Source organism: Shimia fortis (assembly GCF_040225985.1).
Lineage (GTDB): Bacteria > Pseudomonadota > Alphaproteobacteria > Rhodobacterales > Rhodobacteraceae > Shimia.
Window position 1 is genome coordinate 13,208 of record NZ_JBBPEU010000009.1, and the last position, 21,899, is coordinate 35,106.

Consider the following 21,899-nt stretch of genomic DNA (forward strand, 5'->3'; position numbering starts at 1 on the left):
GTGCTATCGTCACCGGTATTCCCTTTACTGGCTCACCCACAGGAGTGCCCTCATGACTTTGAAATCCCTGACTGCCGCCGCCCTTCTTGCGACCCTCGCTACCACCGCCAGCGCCGAGGGCAAATTCGAACATTTCGGAAGCGTCGAAGGCTGGAACGTCTTTATCGACCATGAAAAGAAATCCTGCATGATCGAGGCCGTGGACGACCTTGAAAACGTCGTGCAGATGGGTCTGACCAAGGATCGCGGCGTGGCCTATGTCGGCGTGTTCACCAAGGCTGAAACCAACATCAAGAAAGGCGACAAGGAAGGCGTTGCCATTCTATTGGGTGACAACCTCTATACTGGCGAAGTCACCGGCATGCGCGGCAATATCACCAAGGGCTATTCCGGCGGCTACGTGCTGACCGATGATCCGCAGTTCGTCGAGGATTTCGCCAAGCAATATGAAATGGTCGTGTTCCCCGAAAAGGAATTCGGCTTCATCGTCGATCTGAAAGGCACACTCAAGGCCATCGAGATGGGCCGCGAGTGCAACCAGAAGGCCATGATGGAATAACCGCCCCCATATTTTAGAACCGCTGGACCGGTCCCCCACGGGGCCGGTCCTTGCCGTTCAGAGGCGTTCAAAAAAGATCGTCACTTCGCCCAGCCGCACCCCGGCCTTGGACATATAGGCCCGGTTGAGCAGCCGTCCGTCCTCAAGCAACCACATCCAGTCATCAAAACTGACCCGCGTCGTGCCGGTGCCATCGCGTTTGGGCAGATCAATCGTGTAGCGCCAGTTGAACGTATCCCCGCTTTCCTCGCCACGGGCCACGCCCTGCACCCCGTCGGCGCGCCCTTCCCAGGTCTCGGCGCCCGTTTTGGTCAGGGTCCAGACCCGCCGGTCTGTGCCCCCGTCCGCATAGACAAACCGTTCATCCAGCACGAGGGTCTGCCCGTCCCAGCGCCCGTCAATATTGACCTTGAACCGCTGCGACACGCGCCCGGTGATGTCCTGAAACTGGCCATAGGCCACGGTGCGCCCCGCGAAATACTCTTCAAGGTTCAACTCTTTTCCGCTCAGCTTGGGCTGGTCGAGCTTGGGCGTACCGCAGGCGGCCAACAGGACGGACAGGGTCAGGAACAGGATCAGGCGCATTTGGGATTTCCTTTGATGATGGTCCCCTTGATACGGGGATCGGCGGGTTTTGGATGACTCCGCGCGCCGTTTGATCGCGCGCTTGTCCTGCGCGCCGCTTTCGCCTAAAGCCAGCCCATGCTTGACGATCTCGACGATATCCATCCGCTGTTTCACGGCGCGCCCTCTACGGCCAGTTTCAAGAAGCTGCGCAAACGCATCGTGCGCCAAACGCGCGAGGCCATCGAACAATATGGCATGATCGAACGCGGCACGCGCTGGCTTGTCTGCCTGTCGGGGGGCAAGGATTCCTACACCCTGCTCGCCGTGCTGCACGAGTTGAAATGGCGCGGCCTGCTGCCGGTCGATCTTCTGGCCTGCAACCTCGATCAGGGGCAGCCCAACTTTCCTGCGACCGTATTGCCGGAATTCCTTGAAAAGATGGGGGTCGAGCACCGCATCGAATATCAGGACACCTATTCCGTCGTGAAGGAAAAGGTGCCTGCCGGGCGGACCTATTGCGCGCTCTGTTCGCGCCTGCGCCGTGGCAATCTCTATCGCATCGCCCGCGAAGAAGGTTGTTCTGCCGTGGTGCTGGGCCATCACCGCGACGACATTCTGGAAACCTTTTTCATGAACCTGTTTCACGGCGGGCGCTTGGCGACCATGCCGCCGAAACTGGTGAACGAGGAAGGCGACCTGTTCGTCTATCGCCCGCTGGCCCATGTGGCCGAGGAAGACTGCGAGAAATTCGCGCGTGCGATGAACTATCCGATCATTCCCTGTGACCTCTGCGGGTCGCAGGACGGGTTGCAGCGCCAGCAGGTGAAACAGATTCTCGACCAGTGGGAAAAGAACAGCCCAGGCCGCCGGCAGGTCATGTTCCGCGCCCTGATGAACATCCGCCCGTCTCATATGCTCGACCCGAAACTGTTTGATTTTGCTGGTTTAATACGCGGATCTGCTCAATTTGAACAAATTGAGACGGAAATTCCCAAACTGCGTTAACGAACACGTCAGAGATCGGGGGCTAGGCTGACCGGACTTGTTTTTTGTCTGGGTGCCTGCCGCATGACCTTCCGACCGGCTCATTTCCTGAACCACCCCCGCCTGACCCTGCCCTTGCGCGGGCTTGCGGCAATTGCCCTGTCCGGGTTGGTTTTCGTGGCCTGGTGGATCGGCGGGGAATTCTGGCTGCTGGTGGCGGCTGTCGCCCTGCCGGTGCCCTTGCTCCTGCAGGGGCGCCGTCCTTCCGCGCCGCCGGTACAGGCGATGGGACAGGATGCCCTGACCGGGTTCCTGACCGAACGCGGGTTGCACGACGGCATGGCGGCCTCGCTTGCGACCCTGCCCGACACCGGCCTGACCACGGGAATCTTTGCCTGCGAGCTGCGCAATGTCTCGCGGATGCGGGCCAAGTTCGGCGATGGCGCCGCGGAACAGGCGCTGCGCGTCACCGCCGACCGGATTCGCGCCGCGCTGCGCGACACCGACATGGTCGCGCGGATCGGGGACGCCCGTTTTGCGATCTATCTCGACCCCGTGCGCCGCTTTGATTTGGATGCTGCGCTGACCCTGGCCACCCGCCTGCAGACTGCGATCGAGGAACCCGTGGTGCTTCAGGCGGTCTCGTTGCATCCTGTCTGCTGCATCGGCCTTTGCCTGCAAACCCGCGCTCCCGCGACCGAGGCCGGACCGCTTCTCGGGGCCGCGACCCTTGCTCTGGAAGAGGCGCTGCGCAGCGACGGCAACGCGATCCGCACCTTTTCCAGCGACATGAAACAGCGCGTATTGCGGCGCGACCGCTCCGAGGCCGAGGCGCTGGCCGCGCTGGACCGGGACGAGATCGTCGCCTGGTTCCAGCCACAGGTGTCTACCGATACGGGGCAGGTCACCGGGTTCGAGGCGCTGGCCCGCTGGCAACACCCGCGCCGCGGCACCTTGCCGCCCTCGGATTTTCTACCGGCCATGGATCGGGGAGGGCAGCTTGGGCGGCTGTCCAACCGCATGCTGGCCAGCGCGCTGGACGCGTTCGTGACATGGCGCAAGGCCGGTTATTCCCTTGAAAGTGTCGGCGTGAATTTCACCGCCGAGGATCTCGCTGATCCTACCCTGGTCGATCGTGTGTCCGGCGCGCTTGAACGCCACGACATGACGCCGGACCAACTCTCGGTCGAGGTGCTGGAAAACGTGGTGGCCGGGGCGCCGAACGATATGGTGGTGCGCAATGTGAACGGGTTGGCGCGGCTCGGGTGCCGGATTGATCTGGATGATTTCGGCACCGGCCATGCCTCGATTTCCTCGATCCGTCGCCTGTCTGTCGACCGGCTCAAGATCGACCGGTCCTTCGTCGTCCATGCCGACAGCGACCCCCAGCAACAACGGCTGGTCGCGGCCATCGTCACCATGGCCGAACAGCTTGACCTTGATGTGTTGGCCGAAGGGGTCGAAACCCCCGCCGAACACGCCATGCTGGCGCAGCTGGGCTGTACCCATGTGCAGGGCTTTGGCGTCGCCCGCCCGATGCCGTTCGAGGAAACCCTGCCCTGGATCACCGCGCATGACCGCGCGCGCGCCGCGCCGCCGGACCTGCGCCGCCGCGCAGGCTAAACCGCGCGTGCACCCGATCGCCGGCTCCGCGACCCGGATTTTTCGCAACGGACCCCAGCGCATCCGCCCCAAATGGCCCGAATCCGCTTGACCTTTGGGCCCTGCACCTGTTGAACCACCCCAACGTTTCAAAGACAGGTGGCCACCAGCAATGGACGATCAGAACAAGAACCTCATCCTCGCGACCGTGCTCAGTTTCGTCGTGATCTTGGTATGGTTTGTGATGTTTCCTCCGCCCGAACCGGTGGAAGATCCCAACGCCGTCGCCGTGACCGGCGAAACGACCCAGCCGGTCGCCTCGGCCCCGACCGCCACCACGACGGGCGCGGCCAGCACCGGCACCGGCACGGCTGCGGTGGACGCAACCGAAGACACCCCGCGCATCGACATCGAAACCGCGCGCGTCGACGGCTCGATCTCTCTTCTGGGTGGGCGCATCGACGACCTGCACCTCAAGGATTACCGCGAAACGCTGGACGAAGGCGCGCCCACCGTCACCTTCCTGTCGCCGCGCGGCGAACCGAATGCCTTTTACGCCCTCTATGGCTGGGCCCCCGGTGCGGGCCTTGGCCTTGATGACGTGCCCGGCGCCAACACCGTCTGGTCCGTCGCCGATGGTGCCAAGCTGACCGAGAACAGCCCTGTCACACTGACCTGGGACAACGGCAACGGCCTGATCTTCAGCCGCACCATCTCGATCGACGAGAACTATATGTTTTCGGTCGCACAGAGCGTCGAAAACACCGGTGCGGGCACCGTGTCGCTGGCCCCCTACGGCGTTCTGGCCCGCCATGGCGAGCCCGAGGATCTGAAGAACTTTTTCATCCTGCACGAAGGCGTGGTCGGCATGGCCGATGGCGAGCTGAGCGAAATCGACTATGACGACATCGCCGACTTTGCCTTTGACCAGCGCGAAGGCGCCAAGGCAGAGGTCACGCAGGTGTCCGAAAACGGCTGGATCGGCTTCACCGACCATTACTGGATGGCGACCATGATCCCCGCACAGGGCGCGCCGTTCAAATCGGTCGTGAAATACGATGATCGCCGTGACATCTACCAGACCGAAACCGTGATGCCGACGCTGACCGTTGCCGCCGGCGCCAGCGTCACCACCGAAAGCCAGCTGTTCGCCGGCGCCAAGGAATGGGCCACAATCCGCGCCTATGAAAAAGACGGCGTTGCGGGGTTCCTCGATTCGATCGACTGGGGCTGGTTCTTCTTCCTGACCAAGCCGATCTTTGCGGTTCTGCACTATCTCAACGGGTTGATCGGCAACATGGGCTGGGCGATCATCGGCCTGACCGTCCTGATCAAGATCGTGGTCTTCCCGCTGGCCTATAAATCCTATGCCTCGATGGCCAAGATGAAAGAGCTTCAGCCGCAGATGGAAAAGCTGAAAGAGGCCGCTGGCGATGACCGCCAGAAGCTGCAGCAGGCCATGATGGAGCTTTACAAGCGCGAAAAGGTGAACCCCGCCTCGGGCTGCCTGCCGATCCTGATCCAGATCCCGATCTTCTTCTCGCTCTACAAGGTGATCTTTGTCACGCTGGAACTGCGCCACGCGCCGTGGCTGGGCCCGTTTGCCGACCTTTCGGCGCCTGACCCGACCACGATTCTGAACCTGTTCGGCCTTCTGCCCATCGGCGCACCTGAACCAGGCTCGATCATGGCGCTGATCTTCATCGGTGTCTTGCCGCTCTTGCTCGGAATCTCGATGTGGCTGCAACAGAAACTGAACCCCGCGCCCACCGACCCGACCCAGCAGATGATCTTTGCCTGGATGCCATGGGTGTTCATGTTCATGCTGGGCGGCTTTGCCTCGGGGCTGGTGCTGTACTGGATCACCAACAACGTGATCACCTTCACCCAGCAATACGCGATCATGCGCAGCCACGGCTACAAGCCGGACGTGTTCGGCAACATCAAGTCGTCCTTCAAGCGCAAAGAGAAGGCGGGCGACTGATGCCCGCCCGCGTCGCAGCGCTCTGGCGGCACCCCATCAAAAGCCACGGTCGGGAATCTCTCGACCGTGTTGCTTTTTCTGAGGGGCAAACCATGCCCTGGGATCGCCGCTGGGCCGTGGCGCACGAGGCTGCGCGCACCGACGGAACCTCCTGGGCGCCCTGCATGAACTTTTCACGCGGGGCCAAGGCGCCGGGCCTGATGGCGATCACCGCGCGCGTCGATGAATTGCTGGGCACGGTCACCCTGTCCCATCCACGCCGGGGCGAGATCACCTTTGACCCCGACAAACAGCTGCGTGGCTTTCTTGACTGGGTACGCCCCTTGATGCCCGCCGACCGGGCCCAGTCCGCCCGCATCGTGCGCGTACCTGACCGCGGCATGACCGACACCGATTACCCTTCGGTCAGCATCCTCAACATGGCCTCGAACGACGCGCTGTCCGCAGCCATGCAGATGCCCCTGTCAATGGATCGCTGGCGCGGCAACATCCTGCTCGACGGGCTGTCCCCGTGGGAAGAGAAGACATGGACGGGCAAGACCCTGCGGATTGGCGCCGTCGAATTTGAAATCCGCGAGGAAATCACCCGCTGCCTCGCCACCACGGCCAACCCTGAAACCGGCGTGCGCGATGCCGACACGCTCGAGGCGCTGAACGATGTGTTCGGCCATCAGGAATTCGGGGTTTACGGCGTCGTGACCAAGGGCGGAACCGTCAAGGTGGGTGACAGGATCGAGGTGCTCTGATGCAATTGCCATTCCCCATCGTTGAAGAACCGGATGATGCCGCGCGCGAAACCGGCCGCAAGCTGTTCGCCGGCAATAACAGCGACTTCCTCAAAGGGGTGGTCGCCATGTCCGGCCTGCCCCCCGCCGACCGGATCGAGGTTTGTTTCGCAGGCCGCTCCAACGTCGGAAAGTCCACGCTGATCAACGCCCTGACGGGCCGTACCCGCCTTGCTCGGGCCTCGAACACGCCGGGGCGCACGCAGGAAATCAACTTTTTCACGCTGGCCGACAGCCATTACCTTGTTGACCTGCCGGGCTATGGCTATGCCAACGCGCCCCTGCCGGTGATCGAGAAATGGCAGAAGCTGCTGAAACAGTATCTCTCGGGCCGCGCCACCCTGCGCCGAGCCTTTGTGCTGATTGATGCCCGCCACGGGATCAAGGACGTGGACGAGGAAATCATGTCCCTCTTGGACAGTTCCGCAGTCACCTTTCAGGTGGTCATGACCAAGACCGACAAGGTCAAGGAAAAGGACCGCGCAAAGGTCATGGCGCAGGTGCGCGAGAAGCTGTCGAAACACCCCGCCGCCTTCCCCGAGATCGTCCTGACCAGCAGCGAAAAAGGCGAGGGCATCCCGACGCTGCGCGCAATCATCGCCGGGCTGGACTAGGCCCGGCCCGCGCGGGCGCGCGCCTCAGACGTGCTGTGCCCCGTTCACCTCGATCTCGGCCCCCGAGATATAGGAACTCTCGCCCGAGCACAGGAAATAGATCGCGGCGGCGACCTCTTCCGGCTGGCCCAGCCGCTGCATCGGCAGCTTTTCCACGATCTTGTCCGTGCCCGGTGACAGGATCGAGGTTTCCACCTCGCCCGGTGCGATGGCATTGACCCGCACCCCCAATGGCCCGAAATCATGCGCCATCTCGCGGGTCAGCGCCGCCAGCGCCGCCTTGGACGTGGCATAGGCAGCGCCCGCAAACGGGTGCACGCGGCTGCCCGCGATCGAGGTGATGTTCACCACCGATCCCTTGGCCGCCGCCAGTTCATCCTTCAACCCGCGCGCCAGAACCACCGAGGCAAAGAAATTCACATGGACCACCTGCCCCCATGTCATCAGGTCTGTGTTCAGCGTGTTCAGCCGCGCGCCATCCGGCCCCTTGGGCGACACGCCCGCATTGTTGACCAGCGCATCCAGCCGCCCATCCAGCATCTCCTGCAACTGGCCCACGGCATTGACGGTATCGGCCGCATCCGAAAGGTCCAGCATCAGGTGGTTCTCGGGGCTGGCAAACGGACATTCCGGCGCGCAGGGCGTGCGTGACACGGTCACCACGCGCCAGCCTTCGCGGTTGAAACGGCGGACAGTGGCGTGGCCGATTCCTCGGCTGGCTCCTGTAATCAATAGGGTTTTACGGGAATCAGCCATCATCGGCCTCCTTTCTCTGCCCCGCATTGGTACGCGCCTGTGCGCGGTTGGCAATGCCTCTTGGCAGGGCGGGTGCAACAGTCTAACAACATCGCCCAAGAGGACAGCACAAGATGAAGAAACAAGATATGAACCGCGACTGGATCGCCACCGCCCGCACCCTGTCACAGGCCCTGCCTTACCTGCAGCGCTACACGGATGCGATTGTCGTCATCAAACTGGGCGGGCACGCCATGGGCAGCGACGAGGCGATGGATGAATTCGCCCGCGACGTGGTACTGATGCAGCAGGTCGGCGTGAACCCCGTCGTGGTGCATGGCGGCGGGCCGATGATCAACGCGATGCTCGACAAACTCGACATCCAGTCCGAATTCGTGAACGGCAAACGCGTGACCGATGCCGCCACCGTCGAAGTGGTTGAAATGGTGCTGTCCGGTCTCGTCAACAAACGCATCGTGCAGGCGATCAACCGGCAGGGCGGCAAGGCCGTGGGCCTGTCGGGCAAGGATGCCAACCTGATGATCTGCGACCAGACCAACCCCGATCTGGGCTTTGTCGGCACCCCGTCGAAAATGAACCCCAAGCTGCTGCATGACCTGTTCGCCAATGACGCGATCCCCGTGATTGCGCCGCTCGGTGCGGGCCGCGACGGCGAAACCTTCAACGTGAACGGCGACACCGCCGCAGGCGCTATTGCCGCCGCGCTCAAAGCCGACCGCCTGCTGCTGCTGACCGATGTCGCGGGCGTCAAGAACGCCGCCGGTGACGTCATCACCGAGCTCAAGGCCCAGCAGATCCGCGACCTGACCGAGGAAGGCGTGATTGCCGGTGGCATGATCCCGAAAACCGAAACCGCGCTCAATGCCATCGAAGGCGGCGTGCGGGCGGTGGTTATCCTTGACGGGCGCGCACCCAATGCCTGCCTTCTGGAACTCTTCACCGAACATGGTGCGGGCTCGCTGATCCGGGGCGACGACTGACACCGTCCTCCGCTTCATCTTTCCTAAGTTACTCACAACGCCCCCCGCCGGACACGGGGGGTGACATCGCGGCCCTTGCGCGAAACCCTTTCAATATTCAGCAAAAGGCATACATTGCCCTTGTGTACCAGCGTAGCCAAGGGAAGCCTGCCTGATGGAAAACGAAGCCCTGATCCGCCTCTCGGTCTTTGCCGGACTGTTCGCGCTGTTTGCAGTGGTGGAAACGCTGGCGCCGCGCCGCGTGCGCACCCAGCCGCGCAAGACGCGCTGGGTCACCAACTGGGCCATTACCATCCTGAACACCCTGACCCTGCGCCTGATGGCGTTCGGCCTGCCGCTTCTGGCGGTGGGCGCGGCGGTGGATGCAGGCGCCAATGGCTGGGGCCTGTTCAACCGGATTGATCTGGGTGTGGTGTCCGAAACCATCCTCGCGATCCTGATTTTCGACTTCGCGATCTGGGCGCAGCACCTGATTACCCACAAGGTGCCCGTGCTGTGGCGCCTGCATCGCGTCCACCATGCTGACCGCGACATCGACGTGACCACCGCGATCCGCTTTCACCCTGTGGAAATCGCCCTGTCGATGCTCTTGAAGATCGGGCTGGTTTACCTGCTCGGGCCGTCCGCGCTGGCCATCATCCTGTTCGAGATCATCCTCAACGGCACAGCCATGTTCAACCACGCCAATATCAAGCTGCCGCTGGGCGTGGACCGCGTGCTGCGGCTGGTGCTGGTGACGCCCGACATGCACCGCGTCCATCATTCCGTGCACCGCCACGAACATGACAGCAATTACGGCTTTTCGCTGTCGATCTGGGACCGTATCTTCGGAACATATATCGCCCAACCCGAAGGGGGACATGACGACATGACCATTGGCTTGCAATGGCAGGATGACCGCCCGTCCAAACTGGGCTGGAGCCTGCGCCTCCCCTTTGCGCGCAAATGAATTATGCCACGCTCTCGCGCGCGGTCGGGGCGATGCATCTCGACATTCTGGGCGCGTTCCACCCTGACCCCGAGGATCCCGAACTGGCGGGGTTCGGCACGCTGATCCTTTTGTCGCCGCTCGAGCCGCGCTTCTGGAACCATTTCAAAACCCAGCCGGAATACACCGGACACGTCCCCAACCCCGTTGACCAATGGTCCTCGCGGGTGGTCACGGCGCTGGCTGCCGCTCTGGGCGGGCAGCCCTATTTCCCGTTCACCGGCCCCCCGTACCAGCCGTTCTACCAATGGGCGCTGAACACAGGGCGCTGCCATCCTTCGCCGATCAACCTGCTTGTGCATGACCGGGCGGGCCTGTTCGTGTCCTTTCGCGGTGCCATCGCCCTGCCGCAGAAAATCGACCTGCCGCCCCCGGCCCCCTCGCCTTGCGCGACCTGCGCCGACAAACCCTGTGTGACCGCCTGCCCCGTCGAGGCCTTTGCGACCGGGGTCTATGACGTCGATGCCTGCCGCAACGTCATCGCGCAAACCGACCCAAAGGCCTGCCTCACACGGGGCTGTGCGGCGAGACGCGCCTGTCCCGTTTCGGCCGAATATGGCAGACTGGAAGAGCAGTCCTCCTATCACATGCGAGTCTTTCTCGAAAATGGCCTTTAAACTCATTCTCGTCCGCCACGCCAAATCCAGCTGGAAAAATCTCGACCAGTCGGACCATGACCGCCCGTTGAACAAACGCGGCCGCGCCTCGGCCATCGCGCTCGGAGACTGGCTGCGCAAGGAAAAAATGGTGCCGGATCAGGTGCTTTGCTCGACCGCCGCCCGCACCCGCGAGACCTATGAGTTGATGGGGTTCGACGTGGCACCTGTGTTGAAAGAGGGGTTGTACCACGCCAGCGCGGATGTGATCCTGCGCCATATCCAAGGGGCCTCGGGGCAAAAACTCTTGCTGCTGGGCCACAACCCCGGCATCGGCGAATGTGCCGAACGTCTGGCCAGGAAACTGCCCGCCCATGCGCGGTTCCTCGACTATCCGACAGGGGCCACGACCGTGTTCAAATTCGATGCCGACACATGGGATGCCGTGCGCTTCGGCAGTGGCAAGGTCAAGAAATTCACCGTGCCGCGCGACCTTCTCTGATCCAAGAAAAAGGCGGGCCCGAAGCCCGCCTTTCCGTGTTTGGAATGGGTTTGCACCCCTCCGATCAATGCCCCAGAATCTGGCTGAGGAACAGCTGCGTCCGGTCGCTCTTGGGGTTGTTGAAGAACTCTTCCGGTTCGTTCTGTTCGACGATCTGACCCTGGTCCATAAAGATCACGCGGTTCGCCACCTGACGGGCAAAGCCCATCTCGTGCGTGACACAGAGCATGGTCATGCCCTCTTCCGCCAGCTCGATCATGGTGTCCAGCACCTCTTTGATCATCTCGGGGTCCAGCGCCGAGGTGGGTTCGTCAAACAGCATGATGCGCGGACGCATGCAAAGCGAACGGGCAATCGCCACACGCTGCTGCTGACCGCCAGACAACTGGCCGGGATACTTGTTCGCCTGATCGGGGATCTTCACCTTCTCAAGGAAGTGCATCGCCGTTTCTTCAGCTTCCTTCTTGGGGATCTTGCGCACCCAGATCGGCGCCAGCGTACAGTTCTCAAGAATGGTCAGATGCGGGAACAGGTTGAAGTGCTGAAAGCACATGCCAACCTCGGACCGGATCTTGTCGATATTCTTGAGGTCCGACGACAACAGCGTGCCGTCCACCGTGATCGACCCCTGCTGGTGTTCTTCCAGCGCGTTGATACAGCGGATCAGCGTCGATTTCCCCGACCCGGACGGGCCACAGATCACGATCCGTTCGCCTTGGTAAACGGTCAGGTCGATGTCACGCAGAACATGGAAGGTGCCATACCACTTGTTCATGTTCTCGATGGTGATTGCGATCTCGTCAGAGACCTTCATTTGAGCTTCGGACATGGGTCAGCTCTCCTTATCGGTGATCGGTCGCAAGGCGACGTTCCAGCCATTGCGAGTATTGTGAAATGCCGTAGCAGACGACAAAGAACAGAAGCGCGGCAAAGCCAAGCAGTTCCCAGTAGACGCCGTTCCATTCGGTCGAGGCGAGGATCGGTCCGCGGATCATGCCCACGAGGTCGAACATCGAGATGACCGACACCAGCGTGGTATCCTTGAACAGGCCCACTGCCACGTTGACGATGCCCGGGATCGAAATCTTGAGCGCCTGCGGCAGGATGATCAGACGCATGGCCTGCGCATAATCCAGCCCCAGCGAATCCGCGGCCTCGTACTGTCCCTTGGGCAGAGCGGCCAGACCACCGCGGATCACCTCGGCGATATAGGCCGCCGAGAACATGGTGATCATGATCACCACGCGCAGGAACAGATCGACCGTCGATTCCGGCGGGAAGAAGTAGGACAGCATCACCGACGCCACGAACAGCAGCGTGATGAGCGGCACCCCGCGGATGAACTCGATGAAGACGACACAGATCCACTTGATCAGCGGCATGGACGACTGACGCCCCAGCGCCAGCGCGATCCCCAACGGCACCGACAGCGACACACAGGTCACACCCAGCATCATGTTGAGCATGAACCCGCCAAGGTCACGGCTGGGCACGGCTGGCAGCATCGCGTTCTCGGACGCGCCTTCCGGGATCAGGGCCCCGCCCAGGCTGAACACGATCAGCGCGGCGACGATCCCACCAAAGAACCCCGCAGCAAAGTTGCGCGCCACAAGGCGTTGGTAGACGGCAAAGCCGGCACCACAGCCCGCCAGCGCCACCAGCGGCACAAGGATCGTCCCGCCCCAGATCAGCCAGAAGGCCAGGAACGGATAAACGGCAGTAAAGGCCAAGAGCTTGCGCGGCAGGTCAAAGAACAGAACCGGAGCCGCAGCGACGAACAACAGGAAGAACGCCAGAACCGGACGCCAGTATTCCTCGGAAGGGTATTTGAACCCGAACAGAAGCTGCGGCCAGCGTTCAGCCAGCACCGCGAAACAGGCGCCCGAAGTGCCGTTCAGGATTTCCCGGCATTCAGACAGGCTGTTCGCGTTCCAGACCCCGTTCAGGATCCACGGCAGAGTCGGCGACAGGATCAGATAGATCATGTAGAGCGCGACAATTGTCAGCAGGGCATTGGCCGGCGTGGCAAACAGGTTTTCCCGCATCCACTTGATCGGCCCCGAGGCAACGCCGGGCGGCGGGGATTCGGGGATCGTTTCGGTGCGCACGAAGGCGACACTATGGGCATGTTGATCTGACATGGCTCAGCGCTCCTTCAGCTTGATGGCGTTGTTGTAGACGTTCATGAACGCCGAGATGCACAACGAGATGGTCAGGTAGAACAGCATCAACAGCAGCACGCATTCGATGGCGCGCCCCGTCTGGTTGAGCGTGATACCCCCCAGCGTGGCGGTGATGTCGGCATAGCCCACCGCAATCGCCAGCGACGAGTTCTTGGTGATGTTCAGGTATTGCGAGATGAGCGGCGGAATGATGACCCGCAGTGCCTGCGGCAGCACCACAAGGTTCATGATCCGGCGCGGACGCAGGCCCAGCGCGGCGGCGGCCTCGGTCTGGCCCTTGCTCACGGCCTGAATACCGGCGCGCACGTTCTCGGCGATGAAGGCACCGGTATAGATCGACAGTGCGAACCATAGCGCGATCAGCGGACCGCCGACCTTGATGCCGCCCTGAAAGTTGAACCCTTTCAACGCGGGGATATCCAGCCCGATCGGCTTGCCCATGATAAAGAACATGACCAGCGTCGGCAGGATCAGGATGGCAAGGCTTGGCCAGCCGGTGGGCAGCAGCTTGCCCGTGTCATAAAGCAGCTTGGTCGCATAGCGACGATAGGCCACCATCCCGATCACCGAGGCGACAAAGGTCAGCACAACCACCATCGACCCCGGTCCCCAGACGGGTGCCGGAATATAAACGCCACGGTTGGTAAAGGCGATTGCGTCCAGCACCATTGACGCTTCGGGTTCAGCCCCGCGGAACGCCCGCGGCCCCGGCATCACGGCGGTCATGATGGTAAAGATGATGATGATCCAGATCAGCACCGGAATGTTGCGGAAGATCTCGACATAGACGGCCATCAACTTGGCAATAAGCCAGTTGTTGGACAGGCGCAGCACCCCGGCGATCACCCCGAACACGGTGGCGGTGATACAGGCCAGGAACGCCACGATCAGTGTATTGATCAGCCCGACCATCGCGGCGCGCGCGTTGCTCGATTGGCTGTCATACTCGATCAGCGTCTGGTTGATGTCATACCCGGCGGGGGCGCCGAGGAAATCATAGGAAATATTAAGCCCGGCAGCACGCAGGTTGTTGATCAGGTTGCTGCCCAGGTAAAAGATCGACAGGGCCAGCGCGATGGCGGCCAACGCCTGGAACGTGAGCGATCTGTACCGGGTGTCGTAGACCAGCATAGAAAGCTGGAACGACTCCTTGGGAGGGTCGGTCAGTGTGGTCATCTGGGATGTTCCCCGTTACTCGGCCTTGTTATCTGAGGTGGCTTTTTGCCGGTGGCCGATGTTCTGAAACTGTATAAAGCGCGAAGGGCGCGAGGTGGTCCCCGCGCCCTTCGTTATTGGATCTTAGCGGAAGGGCGGCGAGTAGATCAGGCCGCCATCGGTCCACTGAGCGTTCAGGCCACGGGCCAGACCGATCGGAGTGTTTTCACCGATGTTCTTCTCGAACAGTTCACCATAGTTGCCACCCGCCATGACGGCGTTCTTGGCCCAGTCAGCCGACAGGCCGAGCATTTCGCCAAGCGAGCCTTCGGTGCCCAGAAGACGGTTCACTTCGGGGTTGTTGGTGCCACCGGCCATTTCGCCGATATTGGCCGAGGTCACGCCCAGCTCTTCAGCGGTGATCAGAGCGTTCAGGGTCCAGCGAACCACGTCACCCCAGTTGTTGTCGCCGTGGCGGACAAGCGGGCCGAGCGGCTCTTTCGAGATGATCTCGGGCAGCAGAACGTGTGCACCCGGATCTTCAAAGGTCGCGCGGGTTGCCGCGAGGCCCGAAGCGTCGGTGGTGTAAACGTCACAGGCACCGGCAAGGTACTGCTGTTGTGCTTCTGCGTTGGTTTCGATCGGAACCGGCTCGTAGCTGATGTTGTTGGCGCGGAAGAAGTCCGCGAGGTTCAGCTCGGTGGTGGTGCCGGTCTGGATACAAACGGTTGCGCCGTCCAGTTCCTTGGCCGAGGACACGCCCAGCTCTGCCGGAACCATGAAGCCCTGACCGTCATAATAGTTCACGCCGGTGAATTCGAACTTCAGGTCGACATCGCGCGAGAAGGTCCAGGTGGTGTTGCGGGCCAGCATGTCGATTTCACCCGACGCCAGCGCGGTAAAGCGGGTCTTGCCGGTGGTCGGCACGAACTCGACAGCGGTCGGATCACCCAGAACAGCAGCGGCCACGGCGCGGCAGACGCCGACGTCAAAGCCTTCCCAGTTGCCGTTCGCGTCCGGAGCCGCAAAGCCGACCAGGCCGGTGGTCACACCGCAGTTCAGCTTGCCGCGCGCCTTGACGTCGTCCAGCGTACCGGCAGCAGCCGCACCAGCCGCCAGGCCGGCAACAGTCAGTGCACCAAAGATTACGGATTTTTTCATTTTTACCTCTTCCTGATGGTCCACCCTTTTCGGGTGGATTTATTACGGTCACAGGGACCGCGAGTGTTACTGGTAAGGGTGCTCCCCCCTCAGCGTGGATCAGTTTGGGCGGATTCATCGCAAAACGTCAAGAGCAGCATCACGGAAATCTATCATTCCGCAACGCCGCCCACCCTGCGCGCAAGTATTGGACTTTTTAAGCTATTTTCGAGACATTTTGAAAAAGCGGTCCGCGTGCAAAAAGGCCTGTTTCTTGATTTCGGCCTGCTCTGCCGCCTCTTCATCGACGCCCCACAGCTCTTCCTGCCACGTTTCGTCCAGCCGCGAGAGCATCCAGATCTCCTCGATCGGGCGCATCTGGTGAGTCGCGGCAAAGCCCAGAACCAGCGACCCGCTCAGGCTCACGAGATCGTGAAACGCCGCCAGCTCGAAATTCGACATGGCGTGTACCTTGTCGCGCAATCCTTGCAGCGCCGTGTCAGACTGGGCAACATGCATCACGCCGGCCACCGGCAAAAGCCGCGCGCCCAGCGTCTCGGAAGCCCAGTCCAACACCGGATCCCACTCGGCCGCCTGCCGCGCAATCAGCTCTTCAGGGTTTGTCGCGCGGTAACACAGCAGGTCGGTGCCGCCATAATCGGCCAGCATGTCCGCCACCTCGCCGTGCTGGATCGCCACCTTGTCGATCGCGGCATTGGCCGACCGCGTCACCGGCATCGACAGCGGGTTCACCTCGCCGTCCTGCGCGCGCCATTCGGCGGCGATGGCCTCGGCCATATCACGGGTCGGCACGGCCAGCGCGGATTTCGCCGGCGTCTTCAGCCCGCGCCCGTCCAGCGTGACCGTGAATCCACCGTCCGCCTCGTTCACGCTGACCTCTTTCCAGAAAACCTTTTTCGCCCATCCGCTCATGCCGCGTCCCTCCAGATTTCGTCCAATACGCCCGGCAGCGCCTCGAAACGATCTACTAACCGATTCGCCGATGTCAGGGCCTCGGGGCGGTGATAGCCCCATGTCACCCCGACCCCGCACAGGCCCGCCGCCCGCGCCATATCCATGTCGTAACTCGTGTCGCCCACCATCACCGCATCCCGCGCGGCGACACCGGTCTCGGCCAGCGCCGCCAACAGCATCGACGGGTGCGGTTTCGACGGGTGAAAATCGGCGACCTGCTCGGTGACGAACATCCGTTCCATCCCGTGCCCTTCCAACAGCTTGTCCAGCCCGCGCCGCGATTTGCCCGTGGCCACCCCCAGCAAAAGGTCGTCCCGCGCCGCCAGTTGCTCCAGCACGGCACGCACCCCGGGATAAAGCGGCGAAGACTGCGCCGCCCCCACCCTGGCCCGCAAGGTCATGTACGACGCCTTATAGGCGTCCACCAATGCATGGTGGGTTTCGCGGTCCAGATCCGGCGCCAGCCGCGGCATCGCCACATCCAGCGAAAGCCCCACAATCCCCAGCACCGCCGCATGGTCGGGCACCGGCGCGCCCACGGCTTCAAACGCCATGGTCATCGACGCAAGAATGTCACCCTGGCTGTCCACCAGCGTGCCATCGACATCAAATACAACCAGCCGCAAAGCCGTCATCTGAGTTCCTCGAACGGGTCCTCCGCCGCAATATCCGGCGTCCAGCCAAAGGTCTCCCATGTATGGGCCATATGATCGGGCAGATCGGCGGTCACGGTGATGACCTTGCGCTTGGTCGGATGCTCGAACTGCATCGTACGTGCATGCAGGTGCAACTTGTTCGAGATGATCCCGCCCAGTTTCGCACCCCAGCCATCGCCGAGGTTCTCCTGGCTCGATCCGCCATATTTGCCGTCCCCCACGATCGGATGGCCGATCTCGGCCATATGGGCACGCAACTGGTGGGTGCGCCCGGTGATCGGTTCCATCGCCACCCAGGACGCGCGGCTCGCCACACGGTAGAGGGTCGCATATTGCGTGATCGCCCGCTTGGCCCCGGGGGTGCTTTCCACCTCGCGCGGATGCACGCAGACCATCTTTTCGCCCTCTCCGCGCCGCCCGTGGCCCGGCGCCTTGACCAGCCCGTACTTGATCTCGCCCAGATAGGGCACCGGCACACCGGCCACCACAGCCCAGTAAATCTTGCGCGTATCCTTGTGCCGCAACGCCGCCGTCAGCGCCTGCGCCGCCTGCCGCGTCCGCGCCAGAAGCAGGACGCCCGACGTGTCCTTGTCCAGCCGGTGCACAAGGCGCGGCTTCTCGTCGTAATCGAATTTCAGCGCCTCGGACAATCCGTCCACGTGGCGGGTCTGCTTGCTGCCACCTTGCGTCGCCAGCCCCGGCGGCTTGTTGATGGCGATCACGTCATCGTCCTTGTAAATCACGCAGTCACGGATCATCTGCGCATCCGCCTTGGACACGCGCGCAACCTCGCGCCGGGGTTCCTGCCCCGGTTCGGGCAGCGGCGGAATACGCACGCTCTGGCCCGCTTCCAGACGGGTCGCCGGTTTCACCCGCCCGCCATCCACGCGCAGTTCGCCCTTGCGACACATCTTCTCGATCCGGATCTGGTTCACATGCGGGAACATCCGCCGCAACCACCGGTCCAGCCGCTGATCGGCGTCCCCTGCCGCCACCGTGATTGTCTGTACGCCGCTCATGCGAAAATCCCCCGCGTCACCCATATCCCCAACAAAAGCGCCCCAACCGAGCCCGCCACCGAAAGCGTGACATAACCCGCCGCCGCCCCGACCTGCCCCTTTTCAAACAGGTTCACCGCCTCGAGCGAAAAACTCGAAAAGGTCGTGAACCCGCCCAGGAACCCGGTCATCACCAGCGGCGACAGATGGGTCAGCCCCCGATGCGCCGCCACCACCACGAACACCCCCATCAGGAACGACCCGAGGATATTCGCCGACAGGACAGCTACCGGAAACCCGTGCCCGACAAGGCGCAGGATACCCAGCCCCATCAGATAGCGCAGGCTCGCACCCGCCGCGCCGCCAAGCGCCACATATGTCAGGTTTGTCAACATCCCGCGTCCATCACCTGCCACCCCGCTTTTGTCAAGCAAAGCAGCCCATTCTTCACCTTGGCGAAAATACTCCGGGGTGAATTGGCCGCCTGCGGCCAAGAGGGGCAGCGCCCCTTTTCCGGCCTTACCCGCCCCGCTTGGCGCGCAGGTTGGCAAAATAGTCCACGCGCCTTTTCAACTCGCGCTCGAACCCGCGCTCAACCGGCGCATAGAGCACGGGCCGTTTCATCCCGTCGGGGAAATAGTTCTGGCCCGAAAACCCGTCCTCGGCGTCATGGTCATACTGATAGCCCTTGCCGTAGCCCTGATCCTCCATCAGCCGCGTCGGCGCGTTCAGGATATGTTTCGGCGGCGGTTCCGAGCCGGTCTTCCTAGCCGCCTTCACTGCCGCCTTATAGCCCACATAAACCCCGTTCGATTTTGGCGCCAGCGCGAGATACACCAGCGCCTGTGCCAGCGCCAACTCGCCCTCGGGGCTGCCCAGCCGTTCGTAGGTTTCCCAGCTTTGCAGACACACCGCCTGCGCCTGCGGGTCAGCCAGCCCGATATCCTCGACCGCCATCCGCGTGATCCGCCGGGCCAGGAACCGCGGGTCCTCGCCCCCTTCCAGCATCCGCGCGAACCAGTACAGCGCCGCATCAGGGTCCGAGCCGCGCACCGATTTGTGCAGGGCGGAAATCAGGTTGTAATGCTCGTCGCCCGACTTGTCATACTTGGCCGCGCGTTTCATCAACCGTTTGGCAAGCGCGTCGCGATCCAGCTTGCCACGCACCTGCCACGCCGCGACCTGTTCCACGAGGTTCAGCAAGGCCCGCCCGTCGCCATCTGCCATTTCCAGCAACGCCTCACGCGCAGGACCTTCCAGCGGCAGGCCGCGCCCCAACTCGCGCTCGGCCCGCTGCGCCAGCCGCTCAAGATCGCCCAGCGACAGCCGCTCCAGCACCAGTACCTGCGACCGGCTCAGCACGGCGGCGTTCAACTCGAACGACGGATTCTCGGTCGTGGCCCCCACCAACAGGATCGTGCCATCCTCCATATGCGGCAGGAACCCATCCTGCTGGGCCTTGTTGAACCGGTGAATCTCGTCCACGAACAACAGCGTGCCCTGCCCGTTCTGGCGGCGGATCCTCGCCGCCTCAAACACCTTGCGCAGTTCGGGCACGCCGGTGAAAATCGCGCTGATCTGCACGAAATGCAGGTTGGTTTCATCGGCCAGAAGGCGCGCGATCGTGGTCTTACCCACGCCCGGCGGCCCCCAGAAAATCAGCGATGACAGCGACCCCGAGGCCAGCATCACCCCCAGCGGTGCCTCGGGCCCCAGAACCTGCTCTTGCCCGATCACGTCGCCCAGTGTCTTTGGACGCAACCGGTCGGCCAGCGGGCGCGGGGCGCTGCCATCGGGCGTGGGGTTCGAACTGTCAAACAGGTCCGCCATGGTCAGAGCCGGAACCGCGACACGATGCGCTGGGTACCGCGCTGGATTTCCACCGTGATCTTGCGGTTGGCCCTGGTCAGCGCACGTTCCGCGTCCTTCACCGTGGCGATCTCGGCCCCGTCAATCCCGCGCAGCACATCCCCCGGCCGCAATCCCATGCGCGCGCCCACGGGGCCGGGGTTCTCGATGACCACGCCGGTCAGGCTCAGCGGCAGGCCATATTGCCCCAGCACCGCCGGATTGATGTTCGAAATCACCATCTCGGGCACCGCCGAGCGTCGCCCCGTCGTCGTGGTGTTGCGCGCGGGCTTTTCCGGGGCCGCCATCATGGCCACGGGCGTCACCCCCGTATCCCCGTCCCGCAGCGCCAGAACCTCGGCCTCTTGCCCGATGCCCGCAACCGACATGCGGAAAATCATCTCTGCCGGCGTGTTGACCGGCTCGCCATCCACCTCAAGGATCACGTCCCCCGGCGCAAATCCGGCCGCGCGGAACGGGCTTTCTTCATGCAGCTCCGACACGACGATACCGCCCGGACGGTCCAGCCCCAGCCCCTCGGCCATGTCTGCGTCGACTGGCTGGCCAAACATCCCCGCCCATGGCCGGGCAAAGGCGCTGCGCCCTTCGCGGGCCTGTTCGACAAACTGCCCCACCAGCGAGGACGGGATTGCAAAGCCGATCCCGTTCGAGCCGCCCGAGCGTGTCAGGATCGAGGTATTGACCCCGATCAGCGCGCCGTTGATGTCAATCAGCGCCCCGCCCGAATTGCCCGGGTTGATCGGCGCATCGGTTTGCAGGAAATAGCCCCGCGCGTTGCCCGTGGCCGTGCCCGACCGCGCAAGCCCCGACACGATCCCGCTGCTCACGGTCTGGCCCACCCCGAACGGGTTGCCGATCGCCAGCACCAGCTCGCCCACCTCGACCGTGTCGCTGTCGCGCAGGGTCAGGAACGGCATGTCCTCGGCGTCTTTCAGCTTGAGAATGGCAAGGTCGGCTTCCTGATCGGCCAGCAGCACCTCGGCCGCGTATTCGCGCCGGTCATTCAGGTGGACGCGAATATCCGTTGACTGGCCGACCACGTGATAGTTCGACACGACGATGCCGTCTTCGGACAGGATCACCCCCGACCCGAGCGAGTTCTCGACCCGCGGGCGGGGTTCGGCAAAGTCGCGAAAAAGGTTCTGGAAAAACGGATCCCCCATGAACGGGCTCTCGCGCACATTTACAACCCGCTTGGCATAGATGTTCACAACGGCGGGGGCGGCGGTTTTCACCAGCGGCGCAAACCCCAGACTGATTTCGGCCTGCGATTGCGGCACCTTTGTCTCGGCATGGGCCAGCGTGGCAAGACCAATGGCAGCAGCGGTCAGAATGGCTCGGTACATGGCATCCTCGTGATTAAGCGCGGCTCTCTGCCCAAGGATATGCGGGGCGCGGCGGGGGATTGCAAGGTCGCCTCCCGCTGACAGCGCGCACAAAAAAACCCCGCCTGACGAACAGGCGGGGCCAGATATCGGGAAAACCCCGAGGGATCTTATTCTTCGTCAGCTGCCGCTTCTTCGGCTGCAACGCGGGCCTTGTCGGCCGCGCCTTTGGCGTCGACGTCACGATCAACGAATTCGATGATCGCCATCGGCGCCATGTCGCCATAGCGGAAGCCCGCCTTCATGATGCGCACATATCCGCCCTGACGGTCCGCATAGCGCGGGCCCAGCACGTCGAACAGTTTCGCGACGTACTGCTCTTCCTTCAGACGCGACGCGGCGTTGCGGCGCGAGTGCAGGTCGCCTTTTTTCGCCAGGGTGATCAGTTTTTCAACGATCGGGCGAAGTTCTTTGGCTTTCGGCAGGGTGGTTTTGATTTGCTCATGCTCGATCAGCGATCCTGCCATGTTTGCGAACAGGGCCTTGCGGTGCTCATGAGTACGGTTCAGGCGGCGGTAACCACGTGCGTGACGCATTTTTCAATTCCTTCTTGCGTTTTGCTTTGTCCGGAGACCGATGCGTGTCAGTCCCTCACCTTGGGGCGGAAGTGCCCATATATTC

The 21,899-nt window shown here is 62.6% G+C and carries 23 protein-coding genes; 10 read left to right on the plus strand and 13 right to left on the minus strand.

Annotated elements, in window-relative coordinates:
• Positions 1–52: 52 nt before the first annotated feature.
• Positions 53–559, plus strand: coding sequence for a hypothetical protein (locus tag WNE31_RS13575; RefSeq protein WP_349980367.1), 507 nt, complete (start codon positions 53–55; stop codon positions 557–559).
• 57 nt (positions 560–616) lie between these two features.
• Here WNE31_RS13575 and WNE31_RS13580 read toward each other — a convergent pair whose 3' ends face one another.
• Entirely contained in the window at positions 617–1,144 is a 528-nt protein-coding gene (locus tag WNE31_RS13580; protein ID WP_349980368.1) for a DUF3833 domain-containing protein, read from the minus strand.
• A gap of 117 nt (positions 1,145–1,261) precedes the next feature.
• On the opposite strand from WNE31_RS13580, the gene ttcA reads away from it, so the two are divergent.
• The 5 genes from ttcA to yihA all read left to right on the plus strand — a co-directional run bounded on the left by ttcA (position 1,262) and on the right by yihA (position 7,095).
• Positions 1,262–2,131: a tRNA 2-thiocytidine(32) synthetase TtcA gene (gene ttcA, locus WNE31_RS13585; protein WP_349980369.1), complete on the plus strand. Its 870-nt coding sequence runs from the start codon at positions 1,262–1,264 to the stop codon at positions 2,129–2,131.
• Between the two features lie 63 nt (positions 2,132–2,194).
• Complete coding sequence (locus tag WNE31_RS13590; protein ID WP_349980370.1) at positions 2,195–3,733, plus strand: putative bifunctional diguanylate cyclase/phosphodiesterase; 1,539 nt, start codon at positions 2,195–2,197, stop codon at positions 3,731–3,733.
• 151 nt (positions 3,734–3,884) lie between these two features.
• Positions 3,885–5,696: a membrane protein insertase YidC gene (yidC, locus tag WNE31_RS13595; protein ID WP_349980371.1), complete on the plus strand. Its 1,812-nt coding sequence runs from the start codon at positions 3,885–3,887 to the stop codon at positions 5,694–5,696.
• Entirely contained in the window at positions 5,696–6,442 is a 747-nt protein-coding gene (locus WNE31_RS13600) for an MOSC domain-containing protein (RefSeq protein ID WP_349980372.1), read from the plus strand. Before yidC ends, WNE31_RS13600 begins: the two co-directional genes overlap by 1 nt.
• The gene (gene yihA / locus WNE31_RS13605) at positions 6,442–7,095 is read left to right on the plus strand and encodes a ribosome biogenesis GTP-binding protein YihA/YsxC (protein ID WP_349980373.1); all 654 of its coding nucleotides are present in this window, start codon (positions 6,442–6,444) and stop codon (positions 7,093–7,095) included. Before WNE31_RS13600 ends, yihA begins: the two co-directional genes overlap by 1 nt.
• Positions 7,096–7,119: 24 nt before the next feature.
• On the opposite strand, the gene WNE31_RS13610 is transcribed toward yihA, so the two are convergent.
• A complete protein-coding gene (locus tag WNE31_RS13610) occupies positions 7,120–7,851 on the minus strand; it encodes an SDR family NAD(P)-dependent oxidoreductase (RefSeq protein WP_349980374.1) in 732 nt (243 codons plus the stop codon).
• A 113-nt stretch (positions 7,852–7,964) separates the two neighbouring features.
• Between WNE31_RS13610 and argB the strand changes: the two genes are divergently transcribed.
• From argB to WNE31_RS13630, 4 genes are all read left to right on the plus strand, one after another.
• The gene (gene argB, locus WNE31_RS13615) at positions 7,965–8,831 is read left to right on the plus strand and encodes an acetylglutamate kinase (protein WP_349980375.1); all 867 of its coding nucleotides are present in this window, start codon (positions 7,965–7,967) and stop codon (positions 8,829–8,831) included.
• A gap of 154 nt (positions 8,832–8,985) precedes the next feature.
• Entirely contained in the window at positions 8,986–9,780 is a 795-nt protein-coding gene (locus WNE31_RS13620) for a sterol desaturase family protein (protein ID WP_349980376.1), read from the plus strand.
• The gene (locus tag WNE31_RS13625) at positions 9,777–10,436 is read left to right on the plus strand and encodes a ferredoxin (RefSeq protein ID WP_349980377.1); all 660 of its coding nucleotides are present in this window, start codon (positions 9,777–9,779) and stop codon (positions 10,434–10,436) included. The genes WNE31_RS13620 and WNE31_RS13625 overlap by 4 nt, the downstream gene beginning before the upstream one ends.
• On the plus strand, positions 10,426–10,917 hold the full coding sequence (locus tag WNE31_RS13630; protein ID WP_349980378.1) for a SixA phosphatase family protein: 492 nt from the start codon (positions 10,426–10,428) through the stop codon (positions 10,915–10,917). Before WNE31_RS13625 ends, WNE31_RS13630 begins: the two co-directional genes overlap by 11 nt.
• A 64-nt stretch (positions 10,918–10,981) precedes the next feature.
• Here WNE31_RS13630 and WNE31_RS13635 read toward each other — a convergent pair whose 3' ends face one another.
• The 11 genes from WNE31_RS13635 to rplQ all read right to left on the minus strand — a co-directional run bounded on the left by WNE31_RS13635 (position 10,982) and on the right by rplQ (position 21,814).
• Positions 10,982–11,746: an amino acid ABC transporter ATP-binding protein gene (locus tag WNE31_RS13635; protein ID WP_349980379.1), complete on the minus strand. Its 765-nt coding sequence runs from the start codon at positions 11,744–11,746 to the stop codon at positions 10,982–10,984.
• A 13-nt stretch (positions 11,747–11,759) separates the two neighbouring features.
• A complete protein-coding gene (locus WNE31_RS13640; RefSeq protein WP_349980381.1) occupies positions 11,760–13,058 on the minus strand; it encodes an amino acid ABC transporter permease in 1,299 nt (432 codons plus the stop codon).
• 3 nt (positions 13,059–13,061) lie between these two features.
• A complete protein-coding gene (locus WNE31_RS13645; protein WP_349980383.1) occupies positions 13,062–14,276 on the minus strand; it encodes an amino acid ABC transporter permease in 1,215 nt (404 codons plus the stop codon).
• Between the two features lie 123 nt (positions 14,277–14,399).
• Positions 14,400–15,416, minus strand: a complete 1,017-nt coding sequence (locus WNE31_RS13650) for an amino acid ABC transporter substrate-binding protein (RefSeq protein ID WP_349980385.1) — start codon at positions 15,414–15,416, stop codon at positions 14,400–14,402.
• Positions 15,417–15,617: 201 nt separating this feature from the next.
• The gene (locus WNE31_RS13655; protein WP_349980387.1) at positions 15,618–16,328 is read right to left on the minus strand and encodes an ATP12 family chaperone protein; all 711 of its coding nucleotides are present in this window, start codon (positions 16,326–16,328) and stop codon (positions 15,618–15,620) included.
• Entirely contained in the window at positions 16,325–17,005 is a 681-nt protein-coding gene (locus WNE31_RS13660) for an HAD-IA family hydrolase (RefSeq protein WP_349980389.1), read from the minus strand. The genes WNE31_RS13655 and WNE31_RS13660 overlap by 4 nt, the downstream gene beginning before the upstream one ends.
• Entirely contained in the window at positions 17,002–18,045 is a 1,044-nt protein-coding gene (locus tag WNE31_RS13665) for an RluA family pseudouridine synthase (RefSeq protein WP_349980391.1), read from the minus strand. Before WNE31_RS13665 ends, WNE31_RS13660 begins: the two co-directional genes overlap by 4 nt.
• A complete protein-coding gene (gene crcB, locus WNE31_RS13670) occupies positions 18,042–18,419 on the minus strand; it encodes a fluoride efflux transporter CrcB (RefSeq protein WP_349980393.1) in 378 nt (125 codons plus the stop codon). The genes WNE31_RS13665 and crcB overlap by 4 nt, the downstream gene beginning before the upstream one ends.
• A 124-nt stretch (positions 18,420–18,543) precedes the next feature.
• On the minus strand, positions 18,544–19,854 hold the full coding sequence (locus tag WNE31_RS13675; RefSeq protein WP_349980395.1) for a replication-associated recombination protein A: 1,311 nt from the start codon (positions 19,852–19,854) through the stop codon (positions 18,544–18,546).
• A gap of 2 nt (positions 19,855–19,856) precedes the next feature.
• Complete coding sequence (locus WNE31_RS13680; protein WP_349980396.1) at positions 19,857–21,239, minus strand: trypsin-like peptidase domain-containing protein; 1,383 nt, start codon at positions 21,237–21,239, stop codon at positions 19,857–19,859.
• Between the two features lie 149 nt (positions 21,240–21,388).
• Positions 21,389–21,814 (minus strand): 50S ribosomal protein L17, encoded by a 426-nt coding sequence (gene rplQ / locus WNE31_RS13685; protein WP_349980398.1) that lies wholly within the window; start codon positions 21,812–21,814, stop codon positions 21,389–21,391.
• Positions 21,815–21,899: the final 85 nt, after the last annotated feature.

Bases quoted from the DNA above. Each gene is read 5' to 3' on its own strand.
- WNE31_RS13630 (WP_349980378.1), top strand. From the start codon at position 10,426: ATGGCCTTTAAACTCATTCTCGTCCGCCACGCCAAATCCAGCTGGAAA.
- crcB (WP_349980393.1), bottom strand. From the start codon at position 18,419: ATGTTGACAAACCTGACATATGTGGCGCTTGGCGGCGCGGCGGGTGCG.
- WNE31_RS13660 (WP_349980389.1), bottom strand. From the start codon at position 17,005: ATGACGGCTTTGCGGCTGGTTGTATTTGATGTCGATGGCACGCTGGTG.
- WNE31_RS13640 (WP_349980381.1), bottom strand. From the start codon at position 13,058: ATGTCAGATCAACATGCCCATAGTGTCGCCTTCGTGCGCACCGAAACG.
- WNE31_RS13580 (WP_349980368.1), bottom strand. From the start codon at position 1,144: ATGCGCCTGATCCTGTTCCTGACCCTGTCCGTCCTGTTGGCCGCCTGC.
- WNE31_RS13590 (WP_349980370.1), top strand. From the start codon at position 2,195: ATGACCTTCCGACCGGCTCATTTCCTGAACCACCCCCGCCTGACCCTG.
- WNE31_RS13635 (WP_349980379.1), bottom strand. From the start codon at position 11,746: ATGTCCGAAGCTCAAATGAAGGTCTCTGACGAGATCGCAATCACCATC.
- yidC (WP_349980371.1), top strand. From the start codon at position 3,885: ATGGACGATCAGAACAAGAACCTCATCCTCGCGACCGTGCTCAGTTTC.
- WNE31_RS13665 (WP_349980391.1), bottom strand. From the start codon at position 18,045: ATGAGCGGCGTACAGACAATCACGGTGGCGGCAGGGGACGCCGATCAG.
- WNE31_RS13620 (WP_349980376.1), top strand. From the start codon at position 8,986: ATGGAAAACGAAGCCCTGATCCGCCTCTCGGTCTTTGCCGGACTGTTC.
- WNE31_RS13650 (WP_349980385.1), bottom strand. From the start codon at position 15,416: ATGAAAAAATCCGTAATCTTTGGTGCACTGACTGTTGCCGGCCTGGCG.
- WNE31_RS13575 (WP_349980367.1), top strand. From the start codon at position 53: ATGACTTTGAAATCCCTGACTGCCGCCGCCCTTCTTGCGACCCTCGCT.
- ttcA (WP_349980369.1), top strand. From the start codon at position 1,262: ATGCTTGACGATCTCGACGATATCCATCCGCTGTTTCACGGCGCGCCC.
- WNE31_RS13645 (WP_349980383.1), bottom strand. From the start codon at position 14,276: ATGACCACACTGACCGACCCTCCCAAGGAGTCGTTCCAGCTTTCTATG.
- yihA (WP_349980373.1), top strand. From the start codon at position 6,442: ATGCAATTGCCATTCCCCATCGTTGAAGAACCGGATGATGCCGCGCGC.
- WNE31_RS13625 (WP_349980377.1), top strand. From the start codon at position 9,777: ATGAATTATGCCACGCTCTCGCGCGCGGTCGGGGCGATGCATCTCGAC.
- WNE31_RS13675 (WP_349980395.1), bottom strand. From the start codon at position 19,854: ATGGCGGACCTGTTTGACAGTTCGAACCCCACGCCCGATGGCAGCGCC.
- WNE31_RS13600 (WP_349980372.1), top strand. From the start codon at position 5,696: ATGCCCGCCCGCGTCGCAGCGCTCTGGCGGCACCCCATCAAAAGCCAC.
- WNE31_RS13655 (WP_349980387.1), bottom strand. From the start codon at position 16,328: ATGAGCGGATGGGCGAAAAAGGTTTTCTGGAAAGAGGTCAGCGTGAAC.
- argB (WP_349980375.1), top strand. From the start codon at position 7,965: ATGAAGAAACAAGATATGAACCGCGACTGGATCGCCACCGCCCGCACC.
- rplQ (WP_349980398.1), bottom strand. From the start codon at position 21,814: ATGCGTCACGCACGTGGTTACCGCCGCCTGAACCGTACTCATGAGCAC.
- WNE31_RS13680 (WP_349980396.1), bottom strand. From the start codon at position 21,239: ATGTACCGAGCCATTCTGACCGCTGCTGCCATTGGTCTTGCCACGCTG.
- WNE31_RS13610 (WP_349980374.1), bottom strand. From the start codon at position 7,851: ATGGCTGATTCCCGTAAAACCCTATTGATTACAGGAGCCAGCCGAGGA.